The sequence below is a fragment of the Galactobacter sp. genome (assembly GCF_022712295.1).
Taxonomy (GTDB): domain Bacteria; phylum Actinomycetota; class Actinomycetes; order Actinomycetales; family Micrococcaceae; genus Galactobacter.
The window spans coordinates 1-20,736 of record NZ_JALAGT010000066.1; the positions used below are offsets into that span (position 1 = coordinate 1).

At 64.8% G+C, this 20,736-nt stretch carries 15 protein-coding genes and 3 tRNA genes; 5 read left to right on the top strand and 13 right to left on the bottom strand.

From position 1 onward, the window contains the following. Positions 1-121 precede the first annotated feature (121 nt). The 7 genes from Q0A15_RS05190 to gltX form a co-directional block, all read right to left on the bottom strand. Positions 122-502: a glycerophosphodiester phosphodiesterase family protein gene (locus tag Q0A15_RS05190; RefSeq protein ID WP_291278469.1), complete on the bottom strand. Its 381-nt coding sequence runs from the start codon at positions 500-502 to the stop codon at positions 122-124. A gap of 198 nt (positions 503-700) precedes the next feature. Next, on the bottom strand, positions 701-1,765 hold the full coding sequence (gene thiL, locus Q0A15_RS05195; protein WP_291278470.1) for a thiamine-phosphate kinase: 1,065 nt from the start codon (positions 1,763-1,765) through the stop codon (positions 701-703). A gap of 104 nt (positions 1,766-1,869) precedes the next feature. Next, positions 1,870-1,942 (bottom strand) — tRNA-Glu (locus Q0A15_RS05200). Positions 1,943-1,993: 51 nt separating this feature from the next. Then, positions 1,994-2,066, bottom strand: a tRNA-Glu gene (locus Q0A15_RS05205). A 49-nt stretch (positions 2,067-2,115) separates the two neighbouring features. Further along, positions 2,116-2,187, bottom strand: a tRNA-Gln gene (locus Q0A15_RS05210). Positions 2,188-2,357: 170 nt separating this feature from the next. Further along, positions 2,358-3,158 carry an HAD family hydrolase gene (locus Q0A15_RS05215; RefSeq protein ID WP_291278471.1) on the bottom strand — a complete coding sequence of 267 codons (801 nt, stop codon included), beginning with the start codon at positions 3,156-3,158 and terminating at the stop codon, positions 2,358-2,360. Beyond that, the gene (gltX, locus tag Q0A15_RS05220; protein WP_291278472.1) at positions 3,151-4,659 is read right to left on the bottom strand and encodes a glutamate--tRNA ligase; all 1,509 of its coding nucleotides are present in this window, start codon (positions 4,657-4,659) and stop codon (positions 3,151-3,153) included. The genes Q0A15_RS05215 and gltX overlap by 8 nt, the downstream gene beginning before the upstream one ends. A gap of 281 nt (positions 4,660-4,940) precedes the next feature. On the opposite strand from gltX, the gene galT reads away from it, so the two are divergent. Continuing rightward, positions 4,941-6,095, top strand: a complete 1,155-nt coding sequence (gene galT / locus Q0A15_RS05225; RefSeq protein ID WP_291278473.1) for a galactose-1-phosphate uridylyltransferase — start codon at positions 4,941-4,943, stop codon at positions 6,093-6,095. 21 nt (positions 6,096-6,116) lie between these two features. Continuing rightward, on the top strand, positions 6,117-7,277 hold the full coding sequence (gene galK / locus Q0A15_RS05230) for a galactokinase (protein ID WP_291278474.1): 1,161 nt from the start codon (positions 6,117-6,119) through the stop codon (positions 7,275-7,277). Positions 7,278-7,431: 154 nt separating this feature from the next. Here the strand turns inward: galK and Q0A15_RS05235 are convergent, their stop codons facing one another. The 6 genes from Q0A15_RS05235 to Q0A15_RS05260 form a co-directional block, all read right to left on the bottom strand. Continuing rightward, positions 7,432-10,785 (bottom strand): LamG-like jellyroll fold domain-containing protein, encoded by a 3,354-nt coding sequence (locus Q0A15_RS05235; protein WP_291278475.1) that lies wholly within the window; start codon positions 10,783-10,785, stop codon positions 7,432-7,434. Between the two features lie 175 nt (positions 10,786-10,960). Beyond that, entirely contained in the window at positions 10,961-12,103 is a 1,143-nt protein-coding gene (locus tag Q0A15_RS05240) for an ABC transporter permease (protein ID WP_291278476.1), read from the bottom strand. After that, positions 12,100-13,128, bottom strand: coding sequence for an ABC transporter permease (locus tag Q0A15_RS05245; RefSeq protein ID WP_291278477.1), 1,029 nt, complete (start codon positions 13,126-13,128; stop codon positions 12,100-12,102). Before Q0A15_RS05245 ends, Q0A15_RS05240 begins: the two co-directional genes overlap by 4 nt. After that, positions 13,125-14,744, bottom strand: coding sequence for a sugar ABC transporter ATP-binding protein (locus Q0A15_RS05250; protein ID WP_291278478.1), 1,620 nt, complete (start codon positions 14,742-14,744; stop codon positions 13,125-13,127). Before Q0A15_RS05250 ends, Q0A15_RS05245 begins: the two co-directional genes overlap by 4 nt. Before the next feature lie 156 nt (positions 14,745-14,900). Next, entirely contained in the window at positions 14,901-15,977 is a 1,077-nt protein-coding gene (locus Q0A15_RS05255) for an ABC transporter substrate-binding protein (RefSeq protein WP_291278479.1), read from the bottom strand. A 288-nt stretch (positions 15,978-16,265) separates the two neighbouring features. Then, positions 16,266-17,042, bottom strand: coding sequence for a DeoR/GlpR family DNA-binding transcription regulator (locus Q0A15_RS05260; RefSeq protein WP_291278480.1), 777 nt, complete (start codon positions 17,040-17,042; stop codon positions 16,266-16,268). Between the two features lie 97 nt (positions 17,043-17,139). On the opposite strand from Q0A15_RS05260, the gene Q0A15_RS05265 reads away from it, so the two are divergent. From Q0A15_RS05265 to Q0A15_RS05275, 3 genes are all read left to right on the top strand, one after another. Beyond that, entirely contained in the window at positions 17,140-18,192 is a 1,053-nt protein-coding gene (locus tag Q0A15_RS05265; RefSeq protein ID WP_291278481.1) for a LacI family DNA-binding transcriptional regulator, read from the top strand. A gap of 484 nt (positions 18,193-18,676) precedes the next feature. Beyond that, positions 18,677-19,630: a carbohydrate ABC transporter permease gene (locus Q0A15_RS05270; RefSeq protein WP_291278482.1), complete on the top strand. Its 954-nt coding sequence runs from the start codon at positions 18,677-18,679 to the stop codon at positions 19,628-19,630. 3 nt (positions 19,631-19,633) lie between these two features. Further along, positions 19,634-20,599 carry a carbohydrate ABC transporter permease gene (locus tag Q0A15_RS05275; protein WP_291278483.1) on the top strand — a complete coding sequence of 322 codons (966 nt, stop codon included), beginning with the start codon at positions 19,634-19,636 and terminating at the stop codon, positions 20,597-20,599. The last annotated feature ends 137 nt before the right edge of the window (positions 20,600-20,736 follow it).

Here is a 20,736-nt window from a genome sequence, read left to right on the forward strand (position 1 = left end):
TCGTATCAGGGTCGCGGCGGGCTTCGACCGCCAGTCGGGTCGCTCGCTCCCGAAGCTCTGCTGGGTACTTCCGTGGTGCTGCCATGAGGGGATCCTTCCAGGATGTCAGGCTTCCCCTCAATCAAACCCGGGACGATTCACACCCCTCAGAGTCCTGCGCATCGCCTTCCTGACGAATGCAGGATTTCAGCCACTGCTCACTGGTCAATTCGGAGACCGGTCCCTCACCCGATTCCAGGATGCGTTCCACCTCGGCATCGTGGGCAACCGCCCATTCCCCGTCTGCCAAGGCCCGCAAATCGAATTCAGCGGGGAAACCGTCCCGTGCCGCCTCGGCAAGCGCATCCACGGATCCTTCCGCCCCTTCCTCGCTCCCGCCGCGATGGGCAATGATCAGCGTCCCCTGTCCGGGCGTCGCCGCTGCCGGCGTAGACGGTGTGGCCTGCCCCTCATCCGCGGACACTGAGCCGCAGGAGGCCAGCGCCAGTCCGGCTGAGATCATGACACCAAGGGTTGACAGGAGCCGAGAAGAGCGAGAATTCACGCCTCATTCTCCCATGCCGAACCCCCGAGCTTTTCCGTCAGTACCCCCTATTCTGCCGCCCCACCTCGCACCGCCCTAGGCTTTCCGTCACCGCCCCCTGGAGAAAGCTGGAGGTCGTGACGGAAAGTCTGGGCTGAGTGCCGGCGTCCGGGACCATCAGTCGCTCCGACTGGGGGCAAAGTGGTCGAAGCCCGCGGCGCCGCTGAGCGGCTGGTCCCCAAGCCACACGCCACTGCCCGCCGGTCCAGCTTCTGCTGGGTTCAGTCCTTCCTTCGCGTCCGCAGGAACAACCACACCGATCTGCCGGAACCCCTCGGGTACCGGCAGCTCCGAGGGCGACGTACCGAGGAGGCCGAAGTCCTCTCCCCCATAAAGCACGGCACGCAAGGCATCGCGTACGTGCCTGCCGCCCCAAGCGGCGAGGTCGGTAGCCTCCCGTTCAAGGGCGTCGCGATCCAGGCGAAGAACCACGGACGACGACGCTGCGAGGCGGGCAGCATCCCTCATCAGCCCGTCGGACACATCCATGAGCGACGTCAAACGCTCAGCGGCCGCTGCCCCCGTCCCCAGCGGGGGACGCGGGCGCAGCTGCGCCGCCGCCACAGCGGTAGCGGCGGCGTCCCAGCCCTCCGCGACGTCGGCCTGGTCCGTGCTGAGCAGCAGTGACAGGCCGACGTGAGCCATGCCGGGCGTGCTGCCCGCCAGCAGCACACGGTCACCGGGGCGGGCGCCACCACGAAGGACGGGGTGCGAGGCCTGCCCGATCACCGTCATCCCGACCTGAAGCTCGGCGGAGGATGAGAGGTCTCCCCCTGCGACCCCAAAGGTCGTGGCACCGAGTTGGTGAGCCGCGGCTGCGACGCCCTCGGCGTAAGCCTCGACCCAGGCCAGCGGGGTCTGGGGCGGAAGAGACAGCGTCACGAAACCGGCCAGGGGAACACCTCCCATGGCATTGATATCGGAGAGATTCTGAGCCGCGGATTTCCAGCCGACGTCGGCGCCTGTGGTGCGATAACCGCACGGCCAGCTGTCCAGGAAATCTCGGCCGTGGACCAAGGTGTCCACGGTCACCAACTGTTTGCCCTCCCCCGGCCCCAGAATCGCGGCGTCGTCCCCGATGCCGCACTTCACTGCCCCCGCCGTTGGCTGCGGGTAGTGCCGGTTGAGGAGCGAGATGATGGAGGACTCATCCACGTCGGAGACGGTCTGGGGAAGGTTCACGATCCTCATTCTGCCGTGTCCTGGTAGGCCGGCCATTCGGTATGTCCTGAAAAAGCAGAAGGCCCGGAACCTGTTTCCAGGAACCGGACCTTCAACTTTTCTCGTGACCCCAACCGGATTTGAACCGGTGTTACCGCCGTGAGAGGGCGGTGTACTAGGCCGCTATACGATGGGGCCGCGTTGTCACGAAACAATCATCCTCAAAGGGAAGTGATTCTTCCGCGACCGTGACCCCAACCGGATTTGCACCGGTGTTACCGCCGTGAGAGGGCGGTGTACTAGGCCGCTATACGATGGGGCCGGACGCGCAATGTCTTTCGACATCAAGTCGGTCTCTCGAGAGAAACCAGCTGGGATACCAGGACTCGAACCTAGAACGACGGTACCAGAAACCGCTGTGTTGCCAATTACACCATATCCCAATATGTATTTTGTTCGGCTTGAATTCCTTTCGAATCCGCACCGGACGAGAAATAAGTCTACCCCAGGTTCAGGGCAGATGCAAAACTGCCAGTACCTCTGGAGCCGTGCCGCAGAGCCTTCCGGGAAGACCCGCCCGGATCCGCGGAATCACGCGGATCCGAGCGGGCGGTCACCGCCCCTGGGCGGCCCCCAGAAAGCTCGAGGCCCAGTCCAGCACCGATGTGAGTCCGGTCACCGATTCCTGGTCCGGGTAACGACCGAATCGATCCACCAACAGCGCGGGTAATCCTGCAGCCAGTGCTCCAGCCACATCGTGCCCAGGATTGTCCCCCACCATCAACGTCTTTTCCGCTCGCGTGCCCAAGGCGGAGACGCCGGCCAGATACGAGCGCGCATCAGGTTTCGGCGCACCCGTGGTGTCGGAACCGACCACCACGGCGACGCGGGCCAACCCTGAGCGTTCCAGCTTGTTGCGCTGATAAGCCTCCAGATTATTGGTGACCGCCCCGTAGGGGATGTTCCAAAGATCCAGCTGGTCCAGCACCGGATCCACGTCGTCAAAGGCGCGCCAGCCTGCCACCACCTCGGCTTCGAAGACGTCGGAGAACTCGTCCGGTCGGCTCAGTGTGGTGCGATCCCACCGGTTCAACGCGGCCACCAGGCGAAGATGCCGCTGTTCGGCAAACCCCAACTCCCCAGCCACATACCGGTCGTAGTACCCCTCGAGGTCGCGGGAGAAGGCCTCGGCGAAACGCTCCCGTTCCGAGGCGTCCAGTCCCTTCAGATCCGCGTCAGCCGCGACCATCAGGGCTCGGCGCATGGCCGTGCGCAGGTCAACGAGCGTGTCATCGACGTCGAACAGAACGCCGACGGCGCCGCCCACGACACCGTCGCCGCCCGCAGCAGCGGGTGATGACGAGTGCGCGCCGGGCAGCGCCGTCGGCAAGGCCTGGTCCAACGACTCAGACATGCTGTGCACGGAAAGCACGCAGGCGAGCCAGCGTGGAGTCCTTGCCGAGGATCTCCAGCGATTCGAACAGCGGCGGGGAAATCCGACGCCCGGACACTGCGGAGCGAACGGGGCCGAAGGCCAAGCGTGGTTTGAGTTCCAGCCCGTCGATCAGCGCCTCACGCAGGGCTGCCTCGATATTGGCTGCGGTGAAGTCCTCGACACCCTCGATTGCCGCGATGGCGGCGTCCACCACCTCACCCAAGTTCTGAGGCATCTTCTTCAGGGCGTCCTCCGCCACCACCAGATCCTCGTCCGCAGTGAAGAGGAAGGTCAGCAGGTCGGGGGCTTCACCCAGCAACTGCATGCGCTCCTGCACCAGGGGCGCCGCTGCGGTGAGGATCTCCTGCTGACGCTCGGTCAACTGCTCCCCCACCAGGCCGGCCGCCCTCAGATAGGGCAGCAAGCGATCACGGAAGTCTGCCGCCTCCAGCTGACGGATGTGCGTGCCGTTGATGGCCGTGGCCTTCTTCAGGTCGAACTTGGCCGGATTGCCCAGCACGTCCTTGACATCGAAGTGCTCCACGAACGTCTTCAGGTCGAAGATGTCCTCGTCGGCGGACAGCGACCAGCCGAGCAGGCCCAGGTAGTTGTCCAGGCCCTCCTTGATGAAGCCCATGTCGCGCAGGTTGAACAGGCTGGATTCGGGATCGCGCTTGGAGAGCTTCTTGTTGCCTTCACCCATCACATAGGGAAGGTGGCCGAAGAGCGGCAGGTACTTGGCCACGCCGATCTCGATGAGTGCCTTGTACAGGGCAACCTGGCGAGGGGTTGAGGACAGCAAGTCCTCTCCGCGCAGCACGTGAGTGATCCCCATCAGGGCATCGTCCACCGGGTTCACCAGGGTGTAGAGCGGCTTGCCGTTGGCGCGGACCACCACATAGTCGGGGACGGATCCGGCAGGGAAGGTGATCTCGCCGCGGACCAGGTCGGTGAACGTGATGTCCTGGTCGGGCATCCGCAGGCGCAGCACGGGCAGGCGTCCCTCCGCGCGGTAAGCGTCCTTCTGCTCCTGGGTCAGGTCGCGGTCGAAGTTGTCGTAGCCGAGCTTGGGGTCTTCCCCCTTGGCGCGGTGGCGGGCCTCGACCTCGGCCGGGGTGGAGAAGTCCTCGTAGACGTGGCCGCCCTGCACCAGCTTGGCGATGACGTCGGCGTAGATCTCACCGCGTTCCGACTGCCGGTACGGAGCGTCGGGGCCGCCCACGCGAATGCCCTCGTCCCAGTCCATGCCAAGCCATTCCAAGGCATCGATCACCTGGTTGAAGGACTCCTCGGAATCCCTGGCAGCGTCCGTGTCCTCGATCCTGAAGACCAGCTTGCCTCCGGTATGACGCGCGTAGGCCCAGTTGAACAGGGCCGTACGGACCATACCCACGTGGGGGGTTCCGGTCGGTGAGGGGCAGAAACGAACGCGAACGGGCGTTTCGTCGGAGACGGTGGGCAAGGACGCAGTGAAGCTCATGGTTCACCATTCTAGGCGGGTCCCCGCGGGCGCCGAGTTCTGGACCCAAGTGCAACGCCCGACGGCCCGCTCCCGGTTCGGCGAGCGACCCCGATTCGGCGGGTAAGGCGCGCACCGCGCGTTGATCGGCGCCGGCGGCGCCGACGAAAGCCGCGGGTCGCCGACCAAGTCCGCACCAGTCGTCGAGCACAAACGAACACTTGCGAACATTCCTCACACCGCCTAATGTTCGATTCAGTCATTGGTGCCGCCTGGGCACCATCCCGACCAGGAGGCGGCCAGTGCCCCAGCAAGACCAGTCCACCGGAGTGACTCGTATCACCCGGACGCAGTTGGCGGACGGCCGTGAACTCATCTACTTCGACGATCCCGGCTCCCCCGAGCGCGTCCCCAGCCCGGACCGGCGTCCGCTGCCGCCCCGTCCCGACACCGCGCAGCTGCGCTTCGACCAGCTCTCCGGTGAATGGATCTCCGTGGCGACCACCCGGCAGAATCGCGCCTTCCTCCCGCCGGCTCATCTCGACCCGCTGGCACCGCAGACCGAGGAGAACCCCTCCGAGGTGCCGGACCAGTACGACGTGGCGGTGTTCGAGAACAAGTCGCCCTCCTTCGGCCCTTCGCTTCCCGACCCGTCGACCCCCGAGGTCGGCACGGGCGCCCGCCCCACCGAGGTGTTCTCCGCATCCACGTCAGGGGGACGCTGTGAGGTCGTGTGCTTCAACCCGTCCTCGACGGGTTCCTTCGCGTCGCAGACCACGGTGCGAGCCCGCACCATCGTGGAGGCCTGGGCGCATCGGACCCAAGAGCTCTCTGCGCTGCCGGGAATCCGCCAGGTCTTCCCGTTCGAGAACCGCGGCGTGGAGATCGGCGTGACCCTGCACCACCCCCACGGGCAGATCTATTCGTATCCCTATGTTCCTGCAACGATGCGTCGGATCTGCGAATCCGTGGAGTCGTACGGACCGACGCTCTTCGCGGATCTCGTCGACGCCGAGCGCAACGGCACCCGGGTGGTTCTGGCCGGTCGATACTTCACCGCCTACGTCCCGTTCGCGGCCCGCTGGCCCGTCGAGATCCACCTTGCTCCTCACCGTCATGTCCCGGATCTGGCCGCCACCACGGCTGCGGAACGCGACGAACTGGCCACCATCACGCTGCGCCTGACCCGGGCACTGGACGCCATCTACGATGCTCCGCTGCCCTACATCGGTTCCTGGCTTCAGGCCCCGGTGGGACCCGAACGAGACACCGTGAGGCTGACCTGGCGGCTGACCAGCCCCCGCCGCGCTGCCGACAAACTCAAGTACCTGGCCGGGTCCGAATCCGGCATGGGTGCCTGGATCGCGGACGTCTCGCCTGAGGACGGCGCGGCCCGCCTGCGCGACGCCCTGGCCAAGGCGGACGCGACGAACCCCACCGAGCCACTACTCCCCTGACGACCCGACGGGACCCTATTCGTGCAAACCACACCCCACCTGGCATTCTCCGAGCGCTTCGGCGCGGAACCGAGCGCCGTGTACTCCGCACCAGGCCGCGTGAACCTGCTCGGGGAGCACACCGATTACAACGGCGGTGCCTCCCTCCCGTTCGCCATCCAGCGCCGCACCACTTTGTCCCTACGGATGCGTGACGATGCGCTCATCCGCGTGGCGTCCACGTTCACCGACGAGGTCGTGGAGACCACGGTGGAGCGCGTAGTGGATGCCTCCGGTGAGACCTTGGAAGGCTGGAGCGCCTACCCGCTCGGCGTGCTGCGCATCCTCGGCAGCGTCGCGGACCTCGCTTCCGTGCCGGGCTTCGATGCCCTGGTGGACAGCGACATCCCTGTTGGCGTCGGCGTCTCGAGTTCGCACGCGCTGGAGTGCGCCACGGCCGTGGCCCTGAGCGACGTCTATGGACTCGGTCTCACGGCGACCGAGCTGATCCCGCTCACCCAGCGCGTGGAACACGAGGTGGTGGGCTCGCCCACCGGCCTATTGGACCAGTCGGCCATCCTCCTGGCACATCCGGACCACGCGGTACACCTGGAATTCGGGGAGAACGCACCGGCACCGAAGCCGGTGCCGCTCGGATTCGAGGCTGCGGGCCTGGAACTGCTCGTGGTGGATTCCTTGCAGCGGCACACACACGCCGCCGGTTACGCGGATCGTCGCCGCGAATGCGAGGAGGCTGCCGAACTGCTCGGCGTGCAGCAGCTGGGCGAGGTGCCGATGTCCGGCCTGGAGCGGGCCAAGGAGATCCTGCCCGATACCTTGTACCGTCGCACGCGCCACATTGTCTCCGACACCGCCCGCGTTCGTCTGGCCGTGGAGCGCATGGCCGCAGGCGACATGCAGGGACTCGGCGAACTGCTCACCGCCTCCCATGCCTCCCAACGTGATGACTTCGAGTGCTCCACCCCTGCCATCGACGCTGCGGTTCAGGCCGCCCTGGACGCAGGAGCCCTGGGTGCTCGGCTCACCGGCGGTGGCTTCGGCGGCGCGTCCATCGCGCTGGTTCCAGCCGAGGACGCCGGTCGGATCTCCGACGCCATCGCCGCAGCCGTGGAGGGGGCAGGCTTCCCCCGCCCTTCGATCTTCCCCGTCACCGCGGACGACGGTGCGCGGCGTGACGCGTGACGCACGACGGGTGACCAGCGACGGGTGACGCGTGGGGCGCCTCAGGCGACCCGCGCCGTCGGCCATTGACATGAGGCAGGCCCGGATCCTTGTGAGGATCCGGGCCTGCCTCGACGGCGTAGGGGCCGGGCGGAGGTCATCAACCCAGACACCATCAGCCCAGAGCGGCAACCTCCTTTGCGCTGAGGGCCTTGTCCCACACGCCGACCTGGTCGAGGGAGCCGGTGAGCCGATCCACGCCCTTGCCTTCCCATTGGGCCCGGCCCAGGGTGAGCAGACCGGTGCTCGGCGAGGCGCTCACGGCCTTGGCGGAGTCTGCCAAGTGTCCGTTCACGTACAGCCTGATCCTGTTGTTCCCTGCGTCGCGAACGCCAACGAGGTGATACCAGCGGTCGGTCTCCGCGGTGACGTCCGAGACCGCTCGCGGTCCGTCCGCGAAGGAGAACGCGAAGCCGTTGACATCGGCATCATTGCCGTACTGGAGGAAGAACGCGCTCTTTCCGTCCTTACCGTCGGCGCCGGCGAACGTGGCGTAGGTACCCTTACCCGGCAATTTGTCGAGCTTCACCCATGCGGACACGGTGTAGTCCCCGAGAGTATCGAGTTGCTTCACGGCAGCGGTCGCCTGGCCGGTCCCGTCCAGATGCAGGGAGTGACCCTCTCCTGTGCTGTGGTCCTCTCCCCACGTAGTTCCCGTCTCGGACAGCGTGAGCTGGTTGCGGAAATGTGTGGAGTCCTTGGCCTTGACGCCCTTGCCCTCGTCCAGGGACCACTGGGCCACCCCGGTCTTGCCACCCACGGGGTCATGCTCCGAGCCTTCCAAAGTACCTGCACGAATCACGTCGAGATTGGCGGCACGAACCTGCTTCTTGTCCATCTTCTGGACCCTGCGGTCGTAGGTCCACAGGCCATTGACCTCGCCCTCCACATCGGTGATCTGAGTGTAGATGGAGCCGGAGAGTTGATCGCCTGCGGGTCTGACGAGCGCCGCAGTGTTCTGCACGTACGCCGCGGTGAGTTCCTCGGAGCTTCCGACCTCCCCATAGGGGTTCACGGAGCCACCGGGCCAGGTGTGCCCCGCCACGGAGAGGGAGAAACCACCGTGTTCTCCGTCGATCGCTGCCCGATCCTTGTCCGGATCGGGTAGTGCCGGTCCCGTGTACATGTGCCAGTCGATGATGTCGCCTCGACCGGAGTCGCCCTTCGAGTTGCAGCAGTTCACGCCCGAATGGGCGTTGACGAGGCGGCTCGGGTCCTGATCGCGTAGATCGTCGGCCAACTGCCCGGTGGCCTGTCGGTCCCATTCACCCCATCCCTCGTTCATGGGCACCCAGCCGATCACCGAGGTCGACCATGAGAGTTGGTGGGCCATGGAGGAGAGCTGGTCCTTGAACACCTTGCGCACGGCTTCCGTGTCGTTGCCGGCGTTGTTGGCCGGCATGTCCTGCCACACCAGCATGCCCTCGCGGTCTGCGTGGTAATACCAGCGCGCAGGTTCCACCTTGATGTGTTTGCGGATGGTGTTGAACCCGAAGTCCTTGGTCTGCTCGATGTCCCAGGCCAGCGCCTTGTCGGTGGGCGCGGTGTAGACACCGTCCGGCCAGTAGCCCTGATCCAGGGTGGAGAGCAGGAAGGTGGGTTTGCCGTTGAGCAGGATCTTCTGCTTTCCGTCGGGGCCGGCCGCACCCGTCTCGATGGTCCGCATTCCGACGTACGAGCTCACGGTGTCCTTGCCCGTGGTCACGGTGAGGTCGTAGAGATGGGGGTCGTCCGGGGTCCACAGGTGAGGGTTCTTGATGTCGATGGCCAGCTGTTCACCGGAAGGACCCTTTCCCTGGCCCACCACGCGACCGCGGTCCTTGACGACGACCTTGACCTCGGCCGACTCTGCACCTTCCACTTCAGGGTCCACGAGCAGCTGCTTGCGGTCCTTGGACGTGGACAGGCCCAAGTGGCTCACCGAGGTCTCTGCGACAGGCTCCATCCAGACGGTCTGCCAGATCCCGGAATTCGGGGTGTAGAAGATCCCGGAAGGATTGGCCTCTTGTTTGCCGCGCGGCTGGTTACCCGTGGTGTCCTCAACCCGGACCACGAGCTCGTTTTTGCCGCCGTTCACCGCGTCCGTGATGTCGGCGCTGAACTCGTCGTAGCCGCCGGTGTGCGAAGCGACCTCGGTCCCGTTGACGTAGACGATCGCCTTGTAGTCCACAGCCCCGAAGTTCAGCTTCAGGCGTTGGCCCGTTCCGACCTTCCACGAACGCGGCACGGTGAACTCCCGACGGTAGGCGAAGTCGTCCTCGTGCCGCCCGATGCCGGAGAGGTCCGACTCGATGGGATATGGCACGGTGATCTTCTCGTTGTAGGCCTCACCGGAGGTTCCCACCGGTGCCGGTTCGCCACTGTCGAGGGTGCTCAGTTGCCATTGACCGTTGAGGTTCTGCCAGGCCTTGCGCTGCAGTTGTGGGCGCGGGTATTCCGGCAACGGGCTCCTCTTGTTGACCTTGGATGCCCATGGGGTGGACATACGGTGCGTGGAGCCGTTGGTGACCGGCAGATCGAAGCTCGGTACGGCTTCGCGCGAGCCGCCTGCTGGTCGCAGCTTCAACGACCCCTGACCGTTGTAGGCCAGGCGCACGGTGGTGCCTTGATAGATGGGCTCCTTGGGTTTGACGACCAGGGTCTTGCCGCTGGTATAGGCGGAAGAGACCGGATAATCGTTGCCGTCCACCGTGAGGGTGACGTTGCCCTTGCCCGCCTGCCCGCTCAAGGGTCCTTCGAAGGCCGCGTTCAGCTTGGCTCCGCTGCCCTCCAGCGTGACTGTGGCGCCGACGCCCTCATAGTCCTCCGGCAGGGAGAAGGCCTGGGCCGGGACCACTTGGCGTTCGATCCCGGGGCCGGACCATTCAAGCTTGTTGTTGGCTCCTCCGTCGTTCTGGAACTGTTCGAATCTGATCGAATGTTCACCCTTACTCAGGGTGACCGGGTCGGAGGTCTGCGGCTTGTCCCATTCGTCCTTCCACCAGTCCAGGACGGGCTTGTTATCGATCCAGAGGCGGAAGCCGTTGTCTCCTGTGGCGACGAAGGTGTACTTGCCGTCTGCCGGCGCAGCGATCTTGCCCGTGTAGCGCACGCCCGCTTGTTCGGTGCGACCCACGCGTTGCTGATAGGTGGGAACCATGTTCAAGGAGTTGATCTGCTGTTCCACCACGGTGGTCTTCAGCTCCTCCAGGGCGAAGTCCTGGTCGGGATCCACCGTGAAGTAGTCGGCCTGCAGACCCTGCGCCGTGGTTCCACCGCCGGAGCTCTCCGGCTCGGCGTAGACAATGCCCGACGCCGCGTGGCTTCCTCCCGTGCTTGAGGCGACTGCCGCCGGCTTTGCGGCCGCTGGCTTTGCGGGTGCGCCGTCCGCCGGCGCGGACGCCGCGGTCGATACCGGCAGGCCGGCGAGTCCTACGGCTAGAGCGGCCACGACGGGCCAGGATCGGCGGGTGCTCCGTTGCACCTTCATGGGGATGTCCTTCCTTCGGATGAACTGTTGAGGGTCCTGCGGGGAAGTCTTTTATGTGACAGTGTGATGATTCGAGGGTGCGCGCCGGCGGCCTTAAGCTCGCAGCTGGGTCCGGGTGGTTCTGCTGACGCGGGCAGGGCTCACCGGCGGCCGCTAGCGGCCGCCGGTGATCAGGTCAGGACGATGGCCGCCCACCTTGCCTCGAATCCCCGTCCACGACACCGGCATCGGCCAGCACCTTGGCCGCGTCCGCTTCTCCTGTGGCCGCCTCCGCGGCGGTGGCCCCGTGGCCCTGATTCCTTGCCTGGACCTTGGAGAGGTAGATCTGTGCCACCGCCACCACCGCCAACAGCACGCCGTTGACCACGGACTGCCAGTTGGAGTTGGTCAGGCCCAAGCGATTGATCAGATTGGCGACCACCTGCAGCAGCGTGATGCCGACCAACGATCCCATGATGGTTCCTGCCCCGCCGGTGAGAATGGTTCCGCCAAGCACCACCGCGGAGATCGCCGTCAGTTCCAGCCCCACACCCAGAGTCGTCACTCCTGAGCCGGTGTAGGAGGCCGTCATGGCGCCGGCGAATCCGGCCAAGGCCCCCGAGGTCGTGTAGGCGATGAGCAGTGAACGACGTACTGGCAGGCCCATCAGGCTCGCGGCTTCCTCCTGGCCGCCGATGGCCAGCAGCGTCATGCCGTAGGACGTGCGACGCGAGATCACCACACCGATGACGAAGAGGACCAGCACGATCCACACGGACGTGCCCAATCCGAGGAAGGAGCTGCCCGCCAACGATCTGAAACCACTGTGAGAGGTGACCGGATGGGTCACACTGCCCTCATCGGTGATGAACAACAGGAGTCCGCGGGCGAAGAGCAGCCCGCCCAGGGTCACGATGAAGGCCGGGATCTTGGTGCCGGCCACGAGCGCACCCTGCACCAATCCGATGAGCCCGCAGACCAACAACGGCACCAGCAATGCGGGCAGGAAGCCCCACTGCGATGCCCACGCTGCCAGCACGCCGCCGAGCGCAAACACCGATCCGACCGAAAGATCGATCCCGCCCGTGAAGATCACGAAGGTCAGACCCAAGGCCAAGGGCGCGTAGAAGGAGGCCTGCTTGGCGATCTGCGTGAGGTTACCTGCGGACCCGAAGCCTGAGAACGCGAAGATCATCACGACCACGAGCAGGAGCAGCACCACCAGAGCACCGTTGCGCTGCAGGAAGCGGGAGATCAACGCCGACCGCCCTGGACGCTGGGCCCGTGCCGCCTCAATCTCAGGACGGGAGCCCGGGCTGGGGAGCGTGGTCGAGGTCATGAGGTCCTCCTGCCTACCTGGGTGAAAACGGCCGCGATGATGACCACGGCCTGGACCATTTGCGCCACGGAATTCGGGGCGTCGTGGGAGATGAGGGTGGAGACGATCAGCTGCATCAGCAACGCGCCTGCTACGGTGCCGAGCACCCGAACCTTGCCGCCGTTGAGGGAGGTCCCGCCGATCACGACGGCGGCGATGGCGTTGAGCTCCATCAACAAGCCGACGGTTTTGGGGTCGGAGGCCAGCGAGCGTGCAGCCACGATGATGCCGGCCAGCGCTGCCAGTATTCCGCCGATGATGTACACCGTCATGAGGACGCGCTTGATGTGTACCCCCGCCAGTTCCGCCGCACGTTTGTTACCACCGATGGACTCCACGTAGAGCCCGAACGTGGTTCTGCGCATCAGCACCGCCACAATCAACACCACCACCACGGCCACGATCACCGTGTAGGGGATGCCGAGCAGCTGCCCCCGACCCAATTCCTGCAGTCCGGGGTCGTTGATGGACTTGATGGACCCGCCGATGACATTGGCGAGGCCCCGCCCACCCACCATCACGGCCAGAGTCGCGACGATCGGTTGAAGTCCTACGACGGAGACCAAGAACCCGGCCACGAGGCCTGCGAGGACTCCCATCAACAGACCGATGAGCACGGCGGGGACGGTGCCGTAGCCGATGTAGAGGGGCACCACCGCGGCAGCGACGGCCATCACGGAGCCCACGGACAGGTCGATCCCCTTGGTGCCGATGATCATCGCCATGCCGAGTGCCACGATCAGCACCGGAACTGTTTGGACCAGCTGCAGACGCAGATTGGAGATGGTCAGGAAGTTCTTGGTGATGGCGATGTTGAGAATCACCAGCACGGCCAGCGCCACGTAGACGCCGTACTTGGCGGTCCACGCCATGACCCCCGCACCGTTCAACGGCGCCTTGCGAGGTCTGTCGGCGCCCGACGGCGTGGGCTGGGGCGTAGGGGCCCCGGCACCCACCACGCCGGCGCTCGATGTATCACTGCTCATGCCGCGTCCCCTTCCTGGATGGTCCCGGTGCCGACGAGCTTCGCCAGCAGGTTCTGGTTGGTCAGTTGGTCTCCGGACAGTTCCGCGTCGACCCGCCCGTCACGCAACACGACCGCTCGGTCGGCTCCGGCGACGAGTTCCTCAGTCTCGGAGGAGATCAGCACCACGGCGTATCCCGCGGCGGCGAGTTCATCGATGAGTTCCTGGACCTCGGCCTTTGCTCCGACGTCGATGCCGCGCGTTGGCTCGTCCATGAGGAAGACCTTCGGTTGCGTTGCAAGCCATCGGGCGATCAGAACCTTCTGCTGGTTACCGCCGGAAAGTTCCGCAACCGACTGTTCTGGACCCGAGACCTTGATATGGAGGCGTTCGATGTACTCGTCCGCCAGCTTCCTCGCCTTGCTGCGAGAGACGATGCCCGCCGTGGAGACCTGTTTGGGGACGGCAAGAATGATGTTCTCGCCCACGCTGAGTTCGGGGATGATCCCCTCCGACTTGCGGTCCTCACTCAACAGGGCGATACCGGAGTCCATCGCGGCAGAAATGGAGTTGCGGCGCGTCTTCTTGCCGTCCACACGGATCTCGCCGGCGTTCGTGTTCAAGGCGCCGTAGATGGCCTTGACCGTCTCGCTCCGCCCGGCACCGAGCAGCCCGGCCAAGCCGAGGACTTCTCCCGGCCGTACTGCCAGGTCCACGTTGTGCAGTACACCCGGCACGTTCAGTCCCGTGGCCACCAAGATGGCGGACTCCCGGGCATCCCCGTCCGCCGACGCATGTTCCGGCTCACCGAAACTGGTGGCTCCGGACCGGGTCACTTCCTCGATCTCACGGCCCAGCATGTGGGAGATGAGTTCCCTCCGGCCCAGCGAGGCTATGGGTCCGGTGTGGACCAACTTGCCGTCGCGAAGCACGGTGACGCGGTCACATAGTTCCCAGAGTTCGTCGAGCCGGTGGGAAACGAACACGATGGCCTTGCCTTCGTCGCGCAAGCGACGGGCCACGCCGAAGAGCGTCTCGACCTCGCGGCGTTCCAATGACGAGGTGGGCTCGTCCATGATGATCACGTTCGCGTCGATGGTGACTGCACGAGCCAGCGCAACCATCTGCTGCACGCCGAGACCCAGGGTGTCCAGATCTGCTCCGACATCCAGGTCGAGACCGAAACCGTCCAGAAGGGTTTTCGCCTCACGCAGCATGCGCCGGGAGTCGATCAATCCCAACTTGGTGCGTGGTTCCCGGCCCAGGTAGATGTTCTGGGCAATCGAGAGTTTCGGGATCAGGTTCACTTCCTGGTACACCGTGGAGATTCCGGTGTCCTGCGCCTCGGACGGCCGCGAGAAATGTACCGGTGAGCCCAGGTAGCGGATCTCCCCCGCGTCAGGCTGATAGGCCCCGGTCAGGACCTTGATCAAGGTGGACTTGCCTGCGCCGTTCTCACCGATGACCGCGTGGATGGAACCTGGTTGGACGGAGAATTCCACCGTGTCCAGGGCCGTCATACCGTTGAAGATCTTGGAGACTCCCCTGGCCTCGAGTGCTGGCGTAGCTCCCGCAGCGGTGAGAGTGTCATCGGCCATCGATGGGGACGGGTCGTGATGCTCTGATGCGTCTGTCATGACGTTCTGGTGTCCTTGAGAATGTTCGTTGAAACGCAGCGGCCTGCTGAGAAACGATGTGACGGTGTGGAAGCGATGTGACAGTCGAAAGCACACCCGTGTTCGGGGCCGACGCCATGGTGCCGACCCCGAACGCGGTGTCGCTCGATCCGGCGGTCAGAAGGACTGGCCGAGATCGTCCTCGGCATTGTCCTTGGTGTATTCGCCGTCCTTGATGATGACGTCCTCGGCGATCCCGTCACCGTCGTAGAACTTCTGCAGCGTGTCGAAGACCAAGGCGCCGAAGCGCGGATTGGACTCGATCACCGCGTTGTAGTTTCCGTCCACGATGGCCTGAACCGCATTGCGGGTTCCGTCGATGGACACGATCTTCACGTCCTCACCCGGCGTCTTGCCTGCCTCCTGGACGGCGGCCATGGCGCCGAGGCCCTCCTCGTCATTGAACGCGTAGACCGCGTCGATGTCCGGGTTGGTCTGCAGCAACTGAGCGGTCACCTTCTGGCCCTCGTCACGCGAAGCGTTGGCGGTCTGCTCGGCCACGATCTTGATGTCCGGATACTTCGCCTTGACTTGATCCTTGAAGCCCTTCTGCCTGCCATCCGTCACGTTGTTCCCGGACGGCCCGAGCAGGACCGCGACGTTGGCCTTAGAGTCTGTCGCCTCGGCCAGTGCGTCCGCCGCACGCTTACCCTGTTCCTCGAAATCGGAACCGAGGAAGGTCAGATACTGGTCGCAGTATTTGTCGTTGACCTTACGATCGATCGTGACGACCGGGATCTTGGCCTTCTTGGCCGCGTCGAGCGCGGGAGTGAGACCGTCCGAATTCACGGGCGCGACCACGAGAATGTCCACGTCCTGGTTGATCAACTCCTGGATGTCGCTGATCTGCTTGGGCAACTCGGCGTTGGCGTTGGTGACGGTGACCGTGGCTCCAACGTCCTTCGCCGCATCCTTGATGGACTGGGTCTCCGCCTTACGGAAGGCCGCCGAGTCAGGCTCGGACTGGGAGAAACCGACCTTGGCCCCCTTCAGGTCAACCTTGTCCACGCCGAGCTTGTCCATGGTGCAACCGTCGTCGACGACCTGGTCGTTGACAGCCTCCGCTTTGGAGCCCGTGTCCTTACCGGACGACTTCGAGTCGTCTCCGCTATTGGTGCAGCCTGCCAGGCCCAGGACCGTCACGGCCGCGAGGCTCATGACGGCCCCGCCGATCTTGTGGTGCGAGATTCGCATGTTCTCTCCTTTGAGGTGGTGATGAGATGAGCATCACAGCGATAGTTTGACCATAAACGCTCACTCACAAACGCACAACAGGAAACGTCAAACGAACACTATGTTGACGTCACCATTTTCTGGAAAGGCCATTCAGAAGCGAATTCACGGGGAAAACTGCACCATGTTCACACCGCTCACGCAGGAGAACCACCGACCTGAAACGGCGCGCAGGCGCTCAGGCTGGCGCTCGGCCGGTGCGCCGGCCGGCTACGACGGCTCCGTCGGCCCGACGACGGCTGAGTCGACTCAGTCGGCGACGACGACCTCTACACCCTCGGCCTCGAGGGCCTCACAGGCTGACGCCGGCAGCGCGGGATCGGTCACGAGGACGTCCATGTCGCTGATCGACGCGAAGGTGGTCAGGCCGACCACACCCCATTTCTCGGCGTCGGCCAAGATCATGCTGCGGCGCGCCCGCTGCAGGAACGCACGATTGACCTGGGCTTCGAGGAGGTTGGGCGTGGTGCACCCGGCCTCGATGTCCAGACCGTGGGTACCGAGCACCACGGTGTCCAGATGCAGGTGCTCCAACGCCTGCAGGGCGATGGGTCCGGCGAGTCCCTCGGACGGCGTGCGGTCACCTCCGGTCAGGACGACCTTGGCCGACGAGGACTCCCACAGCACTTGCGCCACGGGAACGCAGTTCGTCGCCACGGTGAGGTCGCGGACCTTCACGATCTGACGGGCGAAAGCCAACGCGGTGGTGCCGGATCCGATACCGACCACCTCCCCGGGACTGATCCGTGCGGCTGCTGCACGCGCGATGGCACTCTTGGCCACGGGGTTGAGGAGGGTCTTCGCTTCCGGCAGGGGTTCCTCCGCGACGTGCCCGCCACGAAGTCGAGCACCGCCATGGATGCGCTCCAGTCGCCCCTCTTCCGCGAGGGCCCCGATGTCGCGCCGAACCGTCATGGCGGAGACGTCGAACTCCTCTGCAAGATCACTGACCCGCACTGTGCCGCGGTCCCTGACGGCTTGCAGGATGCGCTCACGGCGCTCGGGACCCAGGTCGTTGGTGGCCATAGCCTCATGGTAATGACCCGTGCGAACGAACGAAACCGGACTCGAATTCAATCAGGACAGTCGTTCGATTCGACCGCACATGGTTAGGCTTCATCTCATGGGAGCAGAGCAGGTCGGGACGAACAGAGCCCATCGTCGTCGCGGTCCCTCGATCGGAGACGTGGCGCGCCACGCGGGGGTCTCGGCGCAGACCGTCTCCCGCGTGTCCACCGGTGCCCAGAACGTCCGCCCGGAAACCCGCGAGCGCGTCCTCGCCTCGATGCAGGCACTGGGTTACTCCCCCAACATCGCTGCACGCGCGTTGCGCAACGGCTCCTATGGAGCACTCGGATTGATTGCCCATCAACTCTCCCGCACCGGCGAGGCCAAGACCGTGGAGGCCGTGGTGGAGGCATCACGGGAGAACGGCTACAACGTGGTATTGGTGGACGTGGAAACTCCCAGCAGCACGCAGATGAGTGCTGCAGTGCACCGGCTCACGCATCAATCCATCGACGGACTCATCGTCATCCGGGCGGAGTCCTCCGGACCGTCCACGTTGTCCCTTCCGCAGGGTTTGCCCTTGGCCGTCGCCGATTCCCGGGTCCAGGGAAGTCCCGGCGTGGACACCGACCAGGCCGGCGGGGCCCTCAGTGCCGTGGAGCACCTGCTAGCGCTGGGTCACCCCACGATCCATCATCTGGCGGGCCCAAAGGATTCCGGCCCTGCCAGACAGCGTGAGGCTGCCTGGAGACAGGCACTGGAGACTCGTGGGATCCGCGTTCCCCCAGTCCTGCGTGGCGACTGGACCGCGGCGTCCGGCTACCAGCTCGGTTGCACCGCGATCGATGCTGCGAGGCGAAGCCGCTCTGGCGGGCCGCATGCCGTCTTCGCCGCGAACGACGAGATGGCGGCAGGATTCATGCATGCACTCGCCGAGCACGGTGTTCGGGTCCCCCATGACGTGTCCGTGGTGGGGTTCGATGGCCTCCCGCTGGCGGAGTACCTGTGGCCCGGGTTGACCACGGTCAAGCAGGACTTCCCACGCATCGGCCGCGAACTCGTGGGCCTGGTCATGGACCAGATGGACGGTCGCAGCCCAGGCGAAGAGCGGCTGCTGGTCCCCACTGAGCTGGTGGTCCGCGGCAGTACGGCTCCACCCCACTCGTGAACGCCCCCGCCTCCACTCCTGCAGACCCTTCCACCGCACCTCTGAAAGACCCTTCATCCCACTCGTGAAGGATCGTCCACCACCTCGTACAACACCCCGGAGAACCCCCAGACATTCCGTCACAGCAGCATGGGTTCTCCACGCTGTCGTGACGGAAAGTCTGGGGATGATGTCGCTTTGGGGCGTATCGACGTTCCGGGGATGGCGACGTTCCGGGGGCGGTGACGTCGAGGCCCGCTCAGCCACACGGCCCTGATCGCGGGCCCGCACGGTGCCACCGCAGACAGCATGTGGCCTGTCCACCCACCAACAGCATGTGGTCTGCCCACGCGCCATGCACATGGAGTCTTGCCTCCCCAGTTGGCACACGTAGCACCGCCACTTGACGTGAGGCCAGCCACAGAGCATGATCACTTTTGTTCATGTTTACGCAAACATCGAGTCTGTTCAAACGAACAGGGCCGATGCGGAAATCGGGAGAATGATGACGACGACGTCACCGGCCTCACTGGCCGAGGCGGACTCCCCGGCCTCGAAAAAGGCCCGGGAACCCAAACCTCTCAGGGGCCGCAAAGCGCGCGGACGCTGGAAGGGCTGGGCCTTCATCGGCCCGTTCATGATCTTCTTCGCCCTCGTGTTCCTCGCGCCACTGATCTACTCGATCTACCTGAGCCTGTTCCGTGAGCAGCTGGTGGGCGGCAATTCGTTCGTAGGCTTCGACAACTACATCAAGGCCTTCCAGGATCCGCAGTTCTGGTCCGGCGCGTGGCGAGTAACCCTGTTCCTGGTGGTCCAGGTGCCCATCATGTTGTTCATCGCCTTGTTCGTCGCCCTGGCCATCGACTCCGGCCGCCTCCACGGTAAGAGCTTCTTCCGGATTTCCATCTTCATGCCCTACGCCGTGCCAGCCGTGGTGGCCAGCCTCATGTGGGGCTTCATGTATGGCGACCGTTTCGGCCTGGTCGGCAACCTGAACGACTTCTTCGGGATCAGCCTTCCCGACCCCCTGGGCCCCTCATGGATCCTCGCGTCGATCGGCAACATCGTCACGTGGGAGTTCGTGGGCTACAACATGCTCATCTTCTACTCGGCGCTGAAGGTCATCCCGACCTCGCTCTACGAGGCGGCCGCCATCGACGGTGCCGGGCAGTGGCGAGTCATCAGCGCCATCAAGCTCCCGGCCATCCGCGGTTCGCTGGCCATCGCGACGATCTTCTCCATCATCGGCAGCTTCCAGCTCTTCAACGAGCCGAGCATCCTGAAGTCCCTGGCCCCGAACTCGATCACCACGTACTTCACCCCGAACCTGTACTCGTATTCGTTGTCCTTCTCCGGGCAGCAGTTCAACTACTCGGCCACGGTGGCCATCATCATGGGCGTGCTGACCATGATCGTGGCCTATATCGTTCAGCTGCGTGGCATGCGGAAGGACGTCTGAGCCATGGCCACCGCCCCCATTTCACCCCGCGCTCGGCGCGCAGAGGCCAACCGGCTCTCACGGAAGAGCGGCAAGCCCGGCCTCGTGGGCCCCAAGCTCGCCCCTCCCCGTCTGGGCCTGGTGGAGAATCCCCGCAAGTCCAAGACCCTGACCCTGCTGACGTGTATCGTCCTGATCTACGCGTTGGTCCCGCTGCTCTGGTTGGTCATCAATGCCACGAAGTCGCAGGAGGGTCTCTTCTCCTCCTTCGGCCTGTGGTTCAGCGGCGACTTCTCCTTCTTCAAGAACATCGCGGACACCCTCACCTACCAGGACGGGATCTTCGTACGCTGGCTGGCCAATACGGTCCTCTACGTGGTGGTCGGTGCCGGTGGAGCCACGCTGTTGGCCGCCCTGGGCGGCTATGCGCTGGCCAAGTTCGACTTCCCAGGTAAGAAGGGCATCTTCGCCGTGGTCATCGGGGCCGTCGCGGTTCCCGGCACGGCACTGGCGGTTCCTACCTTCCTGCTCTTCTCCAACCTCGGAATGACCAACACACCGTGGTCCGTGATCCTGCCGAGCCTGATCTCCCCCTTCGGGCTCTACCTGATGTGGACCTTCGCCACCGAGGCCATCCCCGACGAGCTGCTCGAGGCCGCCCGCGTGGATGGGGCTGGGGAGTTCCGGATCTTCTTCAAGGTCTGCCTACCCCTGCTCGGGCCGGGCCTCGTCACCGTTTTGCTTTTCACCATGGTCGCCACCTGGAACAACTACTTCCTGCCGTTGATCATGCTCAAGGACGTGAACTGGTATCCGCTCGTGTTGGGCCTGAACCAGTGGACCACGCAGGCGTCCACCGCAGGCGGCGACGCCGTCTTCAACCTCGTGATCACTGGGTCCTTGCTCACCATCCTGCCGCTCATCGTGGCTTTCCTCTTCCTCCAGCGCTTCTGGCAGTCGGGTCTGGCCGCCGGCAGCGTCAAGGAATGACTCACACACACACACACTTCCATCCCCAGATTTCACTCAAGGGTCACAAACACCCACCGTCGAAGGAGACGAACATGTTCCGAAACACTAAACGCGGCCGCCTGGCCGTAGGCGCCGCCGTCCTGGCCTCGGCGGCA